Genomic DNA, 14,742 nt, shown 5'->3' with positions numbered 1-14,742 from the left:
CTTTCTGTATTCTAGGGCATGGCAACTTCATCTCCTCCTCAAGCGGTAACGACTCTTACCGAATCTATAAAAAATCTACTCGAGTCAAATTTTTGCCATATTGTGGTTAAAGGAGAATTAAGTAACGTCTCTTTACAGCCGAGCGGGCATCTCTATTTTGGTATTAAAGATAGTAAATCTTTTTTAAACGGTGCTTTTTTTCATTTTAAAAGTAAGTATTTTGACCGTCGCCCTAAAGATGGTGACTCGGTGATCATTCACGGGAAACTTACCGTTTATGCACCGAGAGGTCAATACCAAATCGTAGCCCACGCCTTAGTTTATGCTGGGGAAGGTGATCTCTTACAAAAATTCGAAGAAACTAAGAAGCGTCTTGCAGCCGAAGGGTACTTCTCTATAGAAAAAAAACAACCCCTTCCGAGAATTCCAAAATGTATTGGCGTGATTACCAGCCCCACAGGAGCCGTAATTCAAGACATTTTACGTATTCTTTCTCGTCGTTGTTATCAGTATAAGGTCCTAATTTATCCTGTGACAGTACAAGGAGCTACAGCAGCAAAAGAAATATCTCAAGCGATTGAAGTAATGAATAGAGATAAGCTTGTTGATGTTCTTGTCATAGCTCGCGGTGGTGGCAGTATTGAAGATCTTTGGGCTTTTAACGAAGAAATCATTGTCAAGGCCATAGACGCCAGCACAATCCCTATTATTTCTGCTGTTGGACATGAAACAGATTATACATTATGTGATTTTGCTGCTGACGTACGTGCGCCCACCCCTTCAGCTGCTGGAGAAATTGTCTGTCAAAGTAGTCAAGAACAAATTCAAATATTTAAAAGTCATTTACGCTATTTGAATGCTCATGCACAGCAACTGCTTGCAGGGAAAGCAAAGCAAATTCAGCAATGGAAGCGGTACTTAGATCACGTAGATTTTTTCCGTCCTCCCCATCAATCTTTAGACTATCTTCGTGTCTCTATAGAACGGTCAATACAAACAACACTTTCACAAAGCAAGCAACGCTATAGGCAATATACGCGCTGGTTGCAAAGTGATATTTTACAACGTATGACGTACCGTCTCCAAGATCTTTGGAAAATGATCAATCTCGCTTTCCAAAATCGTTTGCTGGCTTTAAAACACCACTGTGTGCATATTAAAAAAAATCTTGTTATTCACAACACGCAGCAGTATAGGCAGAGATTCGATCCTTGTAGAGATCAAATTCACAGAGCTTTATCTCAGCGTTTAGGATATTTTCAGCAATCTTTAGCTCACAAGCAAACGTTATTAAAACATTTTACAACCAAAATTAATCAATTATTTATAAAAGAAACATCTGCCCTTAACCTCTTAAAAAAACGGTTAAATAAAGCTTTCGTTTATACAGTATGCGAACGTAGGGAGCATTTTTTATACGCTAAAGAAAATCTCTTCCTTTCCCTCAACCATCTTGTGGAAAGACATCGAGCAAAATACCACACTGTTTCCCAACAGTTAATTTCATTAAATCCTAAAAATGTTTTAAAACGCGGGTATGCTATGCTCTTTGACTTTAATGAAAATTCGGCTATCATTTCGGCCAAAAGTTTACATAAACATAGTTGTGTAAGGGTAAGACTACAAGATGGAGAAGCCACTCTTACTGTGACGGATGTTCAGAACTTTGAAACTCAAGAGTTTTAGACTATGGAAGAAATTACCTTTGAAAAGGCTATGGAAAGGTTAGAAGAGATCGTAGATCTCATGAATCAACCTTCGACATCTTTAGATGCTTCTTTAAAATTTTATGAAGAAGCAGATGCCCTAATGCGTATATGTGAATCACGGATCCGTAAAGCGGAAGAGCGTGTACGTGAGTTGTCTGAAAAACGAAATGAAGATTTTCTTTCAGAAGAAGAGTCTTTCGTACACTAACTGTAGAGAGAGCGATGCCTTGTAATGATGTAGATACCCTAATTCAAGAGCTAAGTTCGTTACAAGATCATTTAAGCACTCTCGACTCTCTTGATACTATTTTAGTTGTATATGAAAAAATGTTTTCCCTGATACATCAGGGTTTAGATGAGATCTTAGTCAAAGATCAACAATGTTATCTCCTTTCTGTTCAGCCTAATGGAACTCTTCTAAAAGATGCATTAGATGAACCTGTTCTACAAACATTTTCTATGACTACACAACCATGACTTCTTATACTTCCTCTATTTTAAGTCAAATTTCTTCTCCAGAAGATCTTAAGAAGCTTTCTTGTTCTGAGCTTTCTCTTCTTGCTGAGCAAATACGTCATAAAATTATTTCTGTCCTTATTAAAACAGGAGGACATTTAGCTTCTAATTTAGGAATTATTGAATTAACGATAGCTTTACATTATGTCTTTTCTTCTCCAGAAGATAAATTTATCTTTGACGTTGGGCATCAAACATACACGCACAAACTGCTTACAGGGAGAAACATAGAAGAATTCGAGCGTATTCGTCATGATGGAGGATTAAGTGGATTTACCTCGCCTTTAGAAAGTGCTCACGATTTATTCTTTTCTGGTCATGCAGGCAACGCTTTATCTTTAGCTTTAGGCATGGCAAAAGCTACTGAGAAATCTCGAACACACGTGCTTCCTATTCTTGGTGACGCAGCTTTTTCCTGTGGATTAACCTTCGAAGCTTTAAATAATATTCATACGGATCTATCTAAATTTATTGTCATTTTAAATGACAATAACATGTCGATTTCTAAAAACGTGGGTGTCATGTCCAAAAGCTTATCACAATGGATTCACCACCCTAAATTTAGTTTGCTTTCGCGCAAACTAGAAAGATCATTATCCAAGATTCCCCGCTACGGCAAAAGTATCGCTAAGTGCTCGCATAAGATTTCCACGTGTTTAAGGTCTTTAGTTTGTCCGATTCCTATTTTTGAGCAGTTTAACTTAGCGTATATGGGTCCTGTGGACGGTCACGACATAAAAGCATTAGTCTCTTTATTTCAGAAGGTACGTGACTTACCCTTCCCTATTCTTATCCATGTCTGTACAAAAAAAGGAAAAGGTTTAGAGATAGCTCAGGAAAATCCTACAAAATACCATGGAGTCAAGGCGAATTTCAAACTTACAGCGGAAGATAAGTTACTTCCGACGATTCAACCGCAGCTGACTTATCCTGATATTTTTGGGAAAACTGTATGCAAACTTGGAGAAATCTCTCCGAATTTACATGTGGTTACACCGGCGATGTCCTTAGGATCACGGTTAGAAACGTTTAAAGGAACATTTCCAGAGCGTTTTATCGATGTAGGCATTGCTGAAGGTCATGCTGTGACGTTTTCAGCGGGAATTGCGAAAGCGAATACTCCTGTCATTTGTTCGATTTATTCGACATTTTTGCATCGTGCTATGGATAACGTTTTTCACGATGTATGTTTACAAAATCTCCCGGTGATCTTTGGTATAGATCGTGCAGGTTTAGCCTATGGAGATGGTTGTAGCCACCATGGTATTTATGATTTGAGTTTTCTTCGTGCTATGCCCAACATGATTATCTGTCAGCCGAGAAGCTCTATAGTGTTCCAACAACTGCTACAATCTTCTCTACATTGGCAACGGCCTTCCGCGATTCGTTACCCCAACATTCCAGCACTGCAAGGTGACCCTATCGCTACTGATATCAACCTGTATCGTGATCCAGGATTAGGAGAAATCTTAAGTCAGGGTGAAGATGTTTTGATCGTAGGTCTGGGGCACATGTGTAGCGCGGCGTTATCTATAAAATTGCAGTTACTTAGCCATGGAATTTCTGCTACTGTCGTAGATCCTATATTCATTAAGCCATTTGATAACAATCTCTTTAGCATCTTATTGATGCACCATTCCAAAGTGATCATTATAGAAGAACATTCTATTCGTGGAGGTTTGGCGTCAGAATTTAACGATTTTCTAGCTACTTATAACTTCAAAGTGGACGTCTTACACTTTGGGATTCCCGATAGTATCTTTTCTCATGGAGATAAAGAGAACTTATTACAAAGAGTAGGACTCGATGTAGACAGTATGGTTAAACGGATTCTCACGTACTTTAACTTCCGTACAAAGAAGGCTCCGTCTAACAAGTTGAGTATTGTCTAGTCCTTCCAAGGGATGATGTGTGATTTTTTCCTTACTTAACCTGTGACAGAAGCGACGAATTTAGTTTCCTTGCAGCAGCGGCTAAACGGTGATAGGTATAACGTAGGAAGACACTGATCCGCTTGCAAAATGACTGGCGACAACACCGGAAGGCAAGGAATATAATTACGTGTACGCACTTTGCAATAGTATAACCAAGTCTCCATGAAAGATTCCTAGAGTATGTATTCTAAATATTTGCTGACCCATAGAATTGCAGGGAATCCCCCTCTCTTCTGTGAATCTTGACGAGAAATAATACCATATTAGACTTTCAATTTCTTGTTTTTTTATTAAAAAAAACGCCTTTATAAAAATAAAAAATCTCCTATAAAAAAGATAAATTAAAATCTTCTGCATTTAATTTATATTTTCTCTTGTATAGAAAAAGTCTGCTTTAACACTAACCTGAGGTGCACTTAGGCAGGCAAGGAGAGAAGATAAAAGAGTTTGAGATAGTCATCGAGAGACAGGGTCTCTGGACGAGTTTTGTCAGAAAAATGTAGTTGGCTTAAAGCCTCAAAAACACGTTCTTTAGGATAAAGATCTTTAAGAGCATTCGCTAAGAGTTTTCGTCTCTGCCCAAATGCAGCTCGAGTTAAAGAAAAGAATTTCGTACGGAGAGGTTCTTCAAGAGGAAAGTTCTCTTTTACTGTCATATGAACAACCGCGGAGGCTACCTGCGGTTTAGGTAAAAAGCATCCTGGGCTCACTTTAAAAGCGTAGTGCACATCAACAAAAAATTGTAAAAAGATAGTTAATGATCCGTATTCTTTACCTCCGGGTTGCGCTGTGATACGTCGCGCGACTTCATCTTGGATCATGACCGTAACCGTTTTCCACTGGTTAGGAGCTTCTAAAAATAATTTTCTTAATAAAGGTGTGGTAATATGATAGGGCAGGTTAGCAACAACCCGTCCTTTTCCTTGCCAGCCCTGATCTTGAAGTTGTGATAAAGGATATTTACAAGCATCTGTGATTTCTAGATGTATGGGAAGTTGCTTTAATGTTTCCTCCAACATAGAATCCTTTTCTAAAGCAACGACATGAGCTCCTTGATTCACGAGGACTTCGGTAAGAGCTCCAAATCCGGGGCCGATTTCCAAGACCCAATCCCCAGCCTGTACACAAGAAACAGCAAGGATCTTCCTTAGAATATTCCCATCTATCAAAAAGTTCTGTGACAGGCCTTTTTTCGGACGGCCATGAACTTCAGCTAAAAAGCGGCTAAGTTGTTCAGGAGAACTGCGTGACAAATGATCTCCTAAAGTAATGAAAATAGAGGTGGAGCTTCTTCAGAAAGCAACTTAGCAATCATCGATGAGTCAAAGCCGTAGCGCGCACGCAATTTCTTTTTATACTGACTTTCTATAGTCTCAGCATAATGCATAAATAACGTTTGCTTAATCTGAGTTTCTATTTCTTCCAAAGGCTGCATAGGCAGTGTTGACTTCTCAAGAAGCACATAGAGCTTATGCCCTGATTTATGAGCTTTCGGTTGACTACAGATAGCCAAGGGATAGTTCACACTAGATAATTCCATTTTATGAGCATCTGACAACTCTTTATCATTACGTATAAACTCTTCGGAACAGACAAATTGTCCCCCCTGAGATAGAGCTAGAGCAGATAAGCGCTCTTTATTCCAACTTTGTGTTTCATTTAACCGTGCGCATATCCTATCGGCAATTTGACTAGATAAGGATTCTGTCGCGGCTTTAATCGTGACTACGCGGTATTTCCATAGTGTAGTTTTTGCCGCTTCTTCAGCCAACTGGTTGTAATGCTCCCGGATTTTCCCTGGAGTCACTTTCAACATGACCTTAGAGCGCACCATCATGCCCATCACTCTTTGAGCTATCAATGTACGATGCACGACTTTAAATATATCTTCAGGAGTCATATCGAAATGCACGTAAAAGAAAGATAAATCTCTACCAAACATCGCTTCGATTTCCTGATTGACTGTAGTAGGGTCAACTTGGATTTTTTTCGCTTTAGCGTCGGCAACCATAAGAAATTCGTCAATGACAGATTCTAAAACTACCGGCCACATAGCTGTGTAGTACTGCGAACGTGCGGGGTAGGACTCTAGAAGTTGCGGGTAGGAAGAAGCAAAAAGAAGATTTAATTTCTGGATAACATCTAAAGTCGTGACAACGGTATCGTCATCGATTTTAAATAACACACGATCATGAATAGCTATTCCTGCAGGCTCCTCAAGGATCTTTTCATTATGGTAGGGATACTCGCGCTGGTTAGTAGGAAGGGAGCCTTCATACCCTAGTAAACATCCCGGTAAACACACCAAACCGACCAAAGAGAAAACGCTGTGTGTTTTGTTCTTCATGATTTGCTACTCCCTACTAGTTGACATGTCTAGGGACTAACTATAAGAAATTGACCAAATTTTGACCACTTCGAGAAGAAATCTTCTCACAAATAAATGAAAGACAAAGAATTATTTTGAATTCATATAGGTGCGAAACTCTTCAATGTTGGAGAATTTTCTCCCTACCCCCGATTCTAATAAGCAAATCACTGTGGATGTTTGCCCTTCTTTAGGGATCAGACAGTGTTCATATGCAGGAAGAATCTCTTCTAATGATTCACGCTCTTTTTCCCGCATCCAAACAATAGAGATATGGGGCAGGAACAATCCTGCTAAGCAGGATAAAATTTTCTCACGATCCTGTTCATTAGCTAAAGAAATAAGGATTTTTTGATGATTACGCGAAAAATATGCTTGTGCGGCCATGAGATTCCCTAAAGAAGAAAACTTATGGGTATGCCATCGGGCTTGGGCAATTTGTAGGATATCTTCCGCATAGGTAAGGTAATGCTTCTTTTCTGTAAGCATATGCAATTTGATCAAAGCCTGGCAAACAAGAGCATTTCCCGAAATGGCTTCACCATCAGAGAGATTTTCCTGTTTTAACAGTAATGCCGAGTCTCTACCATCTGTGGTGTAAAATCCTCCACTTTCCGAACGAAAGGATACGATGACCTCTTTCATAAGATCTTCAGCTAGTAATAACCACCGAGCTCCACAACCGGTTTCGTAAAGAGCTAGGGCTCCTAGAATCACCCCGGCGTAATCTTCCAATCCTCCGGAGTATTTGGCGTCGCCATCGCGCCACCTACGCAATAACATGGAGTGTTTGCATAAATTTTTACAAATAAACTCGCCACACTTTTGAGCAACACCGATGTAAGAGAAATCACCGAGGATTCTCCCGGTATACGCTAGTGTGTAAACCATCCAACCATTTTGAAAAGCAAGAGATTGGTCATCTTTGAAAGGCCGTGCTTTTTTCTTTCTATGTAGGAGCAATTTTTCTTTAAGCCTATCGATAATCTCGTGGAATTCTTCTATTGTGCAACCATACTTATCCGTAATTTCTTCGATATCAATATGCGAAGGAATATGAAGAATGTTTCTTCCATTACAAAACCCTTCTCTAGAAATCCCGTAGTATTCACAAAAGATCTCGGCATTTTCTCCCAGCACTTCGCGGATTTCCTCTCCGGACCAGGTGGCGTATCTTCCCTCAGTATCCCCCCAACGTTCTCCATGTTCTGAAGTATAGAAGGCCCCCACCTCAGGATCATAGAGTTCAGAAAGAATATAATGGAGCGTTTGCTTAGCTATAGAACGATACTCAGGTTTGTTCATACAGACCCAAGCATCCAAATAATCTAGTAACAAGAAAGAGTTATCGATCAGACGTTTTTCAAAACAGGGAATTAACCATTTATCATCAATGGTGTAGCAATAAAATCCCCCGCCCAAATGATCGAAAATCCCCCCTTGTGCCATCATGTGCAAAGAACGATCGACAAAAAATAAACTTCTATTATCTTGGTACTCTACACCATAACGCAAGAGAAACTGGCTCAACAAAGCTGGTGGGGTTTTGGGAAACGCTTTTACTCCTCCATAATGGGGATCGATATCATGATATATGGCCTCGACTGTTTTTCGGAGGATACCCTCTTCTAACATTTCTTTTCTTGCGCATCTCTCTATAAACGAAGCAATCTCAAGAATCTTATGCGCTTGACGAACCAGCACATCTCTTTCTTCGGGGTTCTTCCACATCAAATGGAGCCTCTCTATCGTTTGTGAAAACGACGGTAGCCCTAATTTTCCTTCTGCTGCCAAATAATTTGCGGAGAAAAAAGGCAGGAGATCTGGAGTTAAAAATACATTTAATGGCCAAGAAGGAGAACTTTGATGCTCTTCTGATATCGACAGCATTTGTGCGAGATCAAAATACAGGTTCGCCACATGAGGTAATTCTTCTTTATCCACCTTAATATTAATAAAATGTTCGTTGAGTATGGCCGCGATTTCAGGATTTTCGAAGCTTTCCTGAAGCATAACCTGACACCATCGAGAATGTGCACAACCAATAGAAAGGAAAATCGGCTTATCTTCTTTCATAGCCAGGTCAAAAGCCTCGCTACACCAAGGATACCAATTGACCGGCGTATGTGCATAAAGAAGCAAATACGGTGATTTTTCAGTAATAAGTCTGTTCGTATATAGCGGCTGCGACATGATAAAATAAAAAAACCAAAAATCTATACTCCATTTTAGATCAAAAAATGTACTTTTAATATGATTTTATCGTTCAATTTTTATTAAATTACTTATATATAAAGCTATAATTCTAATTAATTTGATTTCAATTTAAACAACGAATAACAAAAGATCTTCATCTTATTGATTTTCAATCACATTGCTTTTGACATGACTTTAGAGCGGCTCCACCAACGTGACAAGATAGCGAGGCCCACTGGCTGGTGTTTAACGTTTTAAGAATATAAGAAAATTATGGTTGGGCTTGATTTCCTAGCGAGGAATACCTACACTAGTACTCTCAAGGAAGAGTGGCAGAGTGGTCGAATGCATCTGATTCGAAATCAGAAGTTCTCTTAAAGGAACCGGGGGTTCGAATCCCTTCTCTTCCGTCATTTGAAAGAATGCAATTTTAGGGAATCAGCCCTGTAGTCTATTCTAAGGGCTTTTCCCTAACTTTTTTAAGATGCTATCCTTGCCCCTCTGGACCCAGGACATAGGTCAGCAAAGACTGAAAATACCTATCGGAGAGTTGGTTACACAATTGCACCCATTGCAGGTGAGCAACTTCAGATTTATAGCTCTTGACGCGTTTTACAGCTGGATTATAGAGCATCCCTATAAAATACACATTGGCTTGTTTGCATGCGGCTTCTGCAGAAATCAGGTTCTCCTGATTCTGATCCAAATAGATTACTTGTTGTGGCAATGTGTCTAAAGTTGAAAATAAAGTGGAAAGAACTTCTTCCATGGTGATGCCGTTAACCAGCCCTCCAGTAAAGAGTATTTGCTCTTCTATAAACATCGCATGTTGAGGTCTACCGAGTGTTTTAAGATGTGGCATCCACCCATCACTCCGGGCGGGTAAGCAGGAAGAAAACATTAGACCTAAAGCTTGGGCAGAACGAAGAAAATGATTCGCCATAGGGATAGGAAATTGAGACACTCCCATGACCCAAGCTTCGGATAAAGCTAAACTTTCTATAGCTTTAGGAACTTCAGGATGAATAAGCTCATACTCTACAGCAAAGGACACAGCGATTCTTTCGCAAAAAGCCTTAGCAAGAGGATCATAATCCGACTGTTCTTTTTTTAGATTTTCTAAACGCTCGTTAAACCAAGAGCTGGTTCCCAGCATTTGTTTAGGGAAGACGAGCGTTTCGTCCAAGCCTAATAAAACCAACGAACCTTTTCTCGCGTATTTATTCACAGCGTGTATATCAGATACTTTGATAATACTTGCTTCTAAAGAAAATACTGAAAAGAAAACTGAGATAAAAAATATTACCTTCATAGCAATGCTCTCAAAGACAAAAAATTGTTTTATTGTACGGAGCATCCCTTTAGGAAGAAATAGTTTTTTATATAAAGCAATCTAAGGATTCAATATGTTCGTAAAACTAAAAAAGGGCCCTAAGCACCCTCTCAGGGGGACAGAGAGGATACTATAAGGCTTGTTTCAAGTAAATAATATTAACTCTTTTGATTAAGAGAATCTAGCGATAATTGCGCTGTAGCATCGGAGATCACCGCCAACGCATGTTCTTCTTGAATCTCAACCGCTGCCGAATAAGGGTAAACATAGGAAAATATGCTTTCTGCAGCAGGATAATATACTAAGCCAAAAAATTTGATCCCCAAATCTATACATTCTCGTCCTAAAGTTTTGATTTCTTCAGGATCATCAGTTAAAAATACTATGTTCTTTGGCATTTTATTTTCATAGATAAACAACAGCTTCATCGCTTCTGAAAACCCTAAAGTACTACAAAATAAAACACCCTCTTGTACTAATGCAGATGTACTGCACCTCTGTGTAGTTTCCAAAAAAAAGTCTTCTGTAGGAAATGCTCGCGAATGCAATTCTATACCGCATTCTTTTAAGCTCTTTAATGTGGAAGAAACGGATTCGATACCTAATGAAGACATCCCCAATAAAGAACATGAACATTCAGCAAGTATCTGAGCAAACCGCTCTGCCACATTTAACTCTAAACATTCTTTACTTATTACTGTATCTATGAGCACCTGTTCTTCAGCCACCCGTTTTTTTGCCTTAAAAAAATCTCCAAAACGCTTAGAAAGCTTTGACAACCTGTTTTGATACCAGCCCGGAGAACCTAGATATTTATGCTGAATTACACTATCTACGTTAATACAAAATAAAGTATCCTCTTTGTTTTTTTCTAAATGTGTAAAAACCTCGTCAAAAGAATAAACCATTGTCATCGGCACATGTTTTTTCTTTGCTGCCTCAGCTGTAGTCAATGTACCTAAGATAGCTACTATAAGTATGGACACCTTAGGAAGATATTTCAGCAGACTTGTCACGTTTGTCACATCTTGGTTATATAAGTGAAAAAGTCATAATAATTTTTTGAAATAAAATCAACAAGAAAGATTTTATCCGCCGAAAAAATTCGTCCCACACTCCTATTTCAACGCTATTTCCCCGTTCATGATAACCACGGAATTCCTTCGGAAAATTCCGTATTTTCCTTGTTCACCCGTGCCTGTCCATACGGTACTTATAAAAAAAAATTCAGAACAGCGTCCTATAGAGATCCGCCTCATAGTCTTTGTTTCTGTACCTACAGAAGGTGTAAAGAACATGCATCCTCAGGATGAGGATAGTGCAGCACAAAGAATCTGGGTGCCGAACACCGCCAATGTCAGTGGATGACTTTCTGCGAGAACAACATGGTAGACAGAAAATGAGGATGGACAACCTTAGAAAGCCTGCTTACATTCAAAAATTTTTTATAGACTTAAAATATTTTTTTGAAGAACATCTGCCCCCTAAATGCTTTTTAGCACATAAAATGAGGATAATTCACACATTGGTTGTTTCAAACTTTCTCCAAGATTAACCATGTCATCTATCTATTACCCTCTCCACAAAATGTCAAAAGTGCATAAAGCCATTTAGCAAAAGCATAAGAACCATCAACAGTATAACGGTTCTTAGTAAATCACATTGTTATTTATGGAGTAAATTATGTGCTGCCCTGGAATTAGCATGAGCTGCCGCTCAAGTCAAGATGCCTATGAAGAAGAAACTATGTCTTTAAATGGGATTACAAAACAACCTGGATCCACTTCAGAATTTAATTTAAAAGTGGGTGATCCGTCATTACTAGATACCATTCGTGCTGCTGGAGACCTTGTCTCTGATGCTTTAAATTCTGCAAGAATACAACGCACCAGCCAATTCTGCCAAGATTCTTGCAGGCCTTGGTGTGCAGACAATTGCTGGAGTCCTTTCCTCTGTTTCTTCGATTGTCTTTGTACCTGCATGATTACTCCTGATGAAAATCTAGGATCTGAAGCAAAATACGATGATTTAACTGATTTTATCCAACAGCAAAGAGATGAGTTTGGTCCTATTTGCGTTGGTATCGCAATGAAAAACGGCCCTTGGGATATTTCTAAACTACTCGCAGAAGGTTTTACTTTATCTGCAGAGCAGAAAACGCTATTTTCAGAAAAATGTGAAGAAGCAAAAAATCAGTTAGGTAGATGCTTAAAAGGAGGCTCTCAACAAGAACTCTTCAAAGTTGCTAATGCTGCGCATCAACTTCCTTCAAAAGGTTCTACAGAGCTAGAAAATGTGAAAAACTCTTTAGAAGAGTCTATCAACATCTCAACTCCTCCTTCTCTTCCCACATGTTTAATTCTTTATCCTTCTGAAAGCCATGACACAGCTGCTCATGAACAAAGATCTGGGTACTCTCTGAATATCCAAAGGTTACAGCACCAACTTAGCCAACTAGAAGTTTTAGATATGAATTCTCAAACGACCGGTTTCTTAGGATTTCAAGCTCGGGCTGCTGTAAATATTTTGTTACTCACTTTAAATAAGTATGTAAATGAGGAGAAAAATATCTTTGATCACCCAGGATTTGGATTGAGCATCGAAGAATCAAAATACCGTACTTTACTTCTTCTTTCCTTACTAGCTTTAGGTTTTGTTCCTTTAGGTGCAGAACAAGAGGTCCCTACGTCTTTAGAACAACTAGAAAATACAAGTAAAGAACTTCGTACAAAAGAGAAACATACGCCTGTATCTTCTGTAGATTCACGATCTTTCGGAACGGAAGTCAAAGTCAACGCAGGAACACTCCATCCTCTGCCTAAATACAGACAAAGAGTTGTTCTTAACGGTCGCTTGACTGAAAATGCTGGAACATCGTGTGTTGACGGGGTCACACCTGGAGACACAAGTGGTGCTCACCTTTGGGATTTCACAAATCCTAAATCTCAAGAAGCTCTTCTCAAAACGGCTAAAAACATCACAGCTATGACTTCAAGTCTATTTTTAAGATAATCATCAACACACGATTAGGGGCGGCTTCCTCCGCCTCTACTATCCCAACACGTCCTTCAACTTATACAGAGATCTCACAATCTTGACTAAGTAAAAACATGAAAACTTTTACATGATTCCGCACCAACCACAACTTCTACCGACTCTCACCTTACCCCCCCTATATTCAGATACCTAAAAAAAAGAAACTCTTGGCAAAAAACAGCACTTTTTGAAAACATGGAAGGCTGTTTTAATCACAAGAGATAAGATGTAAGCATCTTAGCTCCCCCTCTTTTATTATCAGGAGATATCGTATGTGCTGCCCACCTGCTGGATGCGGTTGCAAGTTGACTGTGCAGAAGGAGTCGGTGGTCCTTCACAAGAAAATACACCGCTACAACACAGGGTGATTACCCAACAACCTGGAAAGCAGGTTTCCTTGGATGTTCAAGTTGGAGACGCATCCCTAGTGGAAACCATACAAAAAGCAGGCGCCATAGCAGCCTCTGTGTTAAATGCACCGCAAACACAACGCGGTGCGAGTTATTGCCATAAACATTGTAGCCCTTGGTGTGATAGCCATTGCCCGAATTGGCTTTCCCATTGCTTTCAATGCCTATGTACCTGCATCATCAATCCCCCCGAGGAACCATCAGGAGCTAATCGTGATCTTCTGGACTTCTTAGGTAGTATGAAACAGAAGCATGGCCCGATTGTTTTAGGGCTCGGAATGGAGAAAAGCGGTATTGATTGGACTGCTCTTCTTTCTGAAGGACTCACCTTAACTGGTGAGCAAAAAGAAGATTTTGATCGTTTGTGCATTGAAGCAAAAAAACTTTTAAAGAAACTCTTGGCAGGTGGAATACAACAAGATCTCTTTGATCTGGCTAATGACCCTAACAAAGTTCCTGAAGTAAACGACGTCGATACCATGATGGCAAAACGTGGTTATGGTAATTTCCGCCGTCACAAATGCGATACACCTCCACCATGTTGGGTTATCTATAACAAGGGGGAAGCTCAGGGAGAGCCTTCAGGATCACTACAAAGTGAAATACATTATGCTAAACACCTCGATTATCTCAAACTGCGCTCTCAGCTCTACCATCTTACCGTGGTGGATCTAGGTAGTGGAGATAAGTTCCCTCTAGGAGGAAAAGAGGGGAAAAATGCCTTACAGATATTGAAAAACACGATAGCTTGTTTAGTTGGACACGCCCCATGCTTCACTTTTGGAATTCCAGGTTATGGCCTGAGTTTATCACCCGAGGCCTTGTTAAAGCTGATTATTCTTGCACTTCTCGCATTAGGTTATGCCCCTGCCAGTAGTCAAGGGGAAATTCCTTCCGCAACGTTGGATACATTAAAAAAAGTAGCGGATTTCTTCAAAACGCAATGGGATGCGCACGGTCAATCGTTTATCCCAGGAGATGATACTGATCCTTATGACGATGACGTAAAGATAGATGGTGGAAGAGCGGGAGCGGGGTCCAGAGGCCATCCAGAACAAAGCCATGCCAATGTAGCAGGTCCGGGGGATGAAGATGAGGACGAGGATGAGAACGGATGGTGTTCAAACCATTATCAGGAGCAATTACTCGGATTATGTAATAAAGTCTCCAGCTCCATAGCGTTTCTAGGGTAGCAATTTGAAGATAGGTAGAAATCCGGGGGCGAATTGTCCCCTTGTAC

13 protein-coding genes and 1 tRNA gene are annotated in these 14,742 nt (G+C 39.8%); 8 read left to right on the top strand and 6 right to left on the bottom strand.

Annotated features, from left to right (window positions below):
• Positions 1-18: 18 nt before the first annotated feature.
• From xseA to CHAB577_RS01615, 4 genes are read left to right on the top strand one after another with little or no spacing between them, the layout of a single operon-like run.
• Positions 19-1,686, top strand: coding sequence for an exodeoxyribonuclease VII large subunit (xseA, locus tag CHAB577_RS01630; protein WP_011096971.1), 1,668 nt, complete (start codon positions 19-21; stop codon positions 1,684-1,686).
• A gap of 3 nt (positions 1,687-1,689) precedes the next feature.
• Positions 1,690-1,917: an exodeoxyribonuclease VII small subunit gene (locus CHAB577_RS01625; RefSeq protein ID WP_011096970.1), complete on the top strand. Its 228-nt coding sequence runs from the start codon at positions 1,690-1,692 to the stop codon at positions 1,915-1,917.
• A 14-nt stretch (positions 1,918-1,931) separates the two neighbouring features.
• Positions 1,932-2,186: a hypothetical protein gene (locus CHAB577_RS01620; protein ID WP_006343951.1), complete on the top strand. Its 255-nt coding sequence runs from the start codon at positions 1,932-1,934 to the stop codon at positions 2,184-2,186.
• A complete protein-coding gene (locus CHAB577_RS01615; protein ID WP_011096968.1) occupies positions 2,183-4,117 on the top strand; it encodes a 1-deoxy-D-xylulose-5-phosphate synthase in 1,935 nt (644 codons plus the stop codon). The genes CHAB577_RS01620 and CHAB577_RS01615 overlap by 4 nt, the downstream gene beginning before the upstream one ends.
• A 35-nt stretch (positions 4,118-4,152) precedes the next feature.
• Here CHAB577_RS01615 and CHAB577_RS05180 read toward each other — a convergent pair whose 3' ends face one another.
• The 4 genes from CHAB577_RS05180 to CHAB577_RS01600 all read right to left on the bottom strand — a co-directional run bounded on the left by CHAB577_RS05180 (position 4,153) and on the right by CHAB577_RS01600 (position 8,720).
• Positions 4,153-4,323, bottom strand: a complete 171-nt coding sequence (locus CHAB577_RS05180) for a hypothetical protein (protein ID WP_167382213.1) — start codon at positions 4,321-4,323, stop codon at positions 4,153-4,155.
• Between the two features lie 252 nt (positions 4,324-4,575).
• Positions 4,576-5,412, bottom strand: coding sequence for a 16S rRNA (adenine(1518)-N(6)/adenine(1519)-N(6))-dimethyltransferase RsmA (gene rsmA, locus CHAB577_RS01610; RefSeq protein WP_011096967.1), 837 nt, complete (start codon positions 5,410-5,412; stop codon positions 4,576-4,578).
• 8 nt (positions 5,413-5,420) lie between these two features.
• Entirely contained in the window at positions 5,421-6,506 is a 1,086-nt protein-coding gene (locus CHAB577_RS01605; protein WP_011096966.1) for a hypothetical protein, read from the bottom strand.
• Between the two features lie 111 nt (positions 6,507-6,617).
• Positions 6,618-8,720, bottom strand: coding sequence for a thioredoxin domain-containing protein (locus tag CHAB577_RS01600; RefSeq protein ID WP_011096965.1), 2,103 nt, complete (start codon positions 8,718-8,720; stop codon positions 6,618-6,620).
• 326 nt (positions 8,721-9,046) lie between these two features.
• Between CHAB577_RS01600 and CHAB577_RS01595 the strand changes: the two genes are divergently transcribed.
• Positions 9,047-9,133, top strand: a tRNA-Ser gene (locus tag CHAB577_RS01595).
• 77 nt (positions 9,134-9,210) lie between these two features.
• Here CHAB577_RS01595 and CHAB577_RS01590 read toward each other — a convergent pair.
• Positions 9,211-10,035 carry a DUF2608 domain-containing protein gene (locus tag CHAB577_RS01590; protein WP_070009792.1) on the bottom strand — a complete coding sequence of 275 codons (825 nt, stop codon included), beginning with the start codon at positions 10,033-10,035 and terminating at the stop codon, positions 9,211-9,213.
• Positions 10,036-10,214: 179 nt separating this feature from the next.
• Entirely contained in the window at positions 10,215-11,072 is an 858-nt protein-coding gene (locus tag CHAB577_RS01585) for a DUF2608 domain-containing protein (RefSeq protein WP_041461319.1), read from the bottom strand.
• 127 nt (positions 11,073-11,199) lie between these two features.
• Between CHAB577_RS01585 and CHAB577_RS01580 the strand changes: the two genes are divergently transcribed.
• The 3 genes from CHAB577_RS01580 (at position 11,200) to CHAB577_RS01565 (ending at position 14,695) form a co-directional block, all read left to right on the top strand.
• Positions 11,200-11,424: a hypothetical protein gene (locus CHAB577_RS01580; protein ID WP_006343946.1), complete on the top strand. Its 225-nt coding sequence runs from the start codon at positions 11,200-11,202 to the stop codon at positions 11,422-11,424.
• Positions 11,425-11,739: 315 nt separating this feature from the next.
• Positions 11,740-13,068, top strand: a complete 1,329-nt coding sequence (locus CHAB577_RS01570; protein WP_011096962.1) for a hypothetical protein — start codon at positions 11,740-11,742, stop codon at positions 13,066-13,068.
• A 316-nt stretch (positions 13,069-13,384) separates the two neighbouring features.
• Positions 13,385-14,695 (top strand): hypothetical protein, encoded by a 1,311-nt coding sequence (locus tag CHAB577_RS01565; protein WP_086379996.1) that lies wholly within the window; start codon positions 13,385-13,387, stop codon positions 14,693-14,695.
• Positions 14,696-14,742: the final 47 nt, after the last annotated feature.

The organism is Chlamydia abortus, from assembly GCF_002895085.1.
GTDB lineage: Bacteria > Chlamydiota > Chlamydiia > Chlamydiales > Chlamydiaceae > Chlamydia > Chlamydia abortus.
Note: the sequence above shows the minus strand (reverse complement) of the source record. Positions and strands in the feature narration are given on the sequence as shown.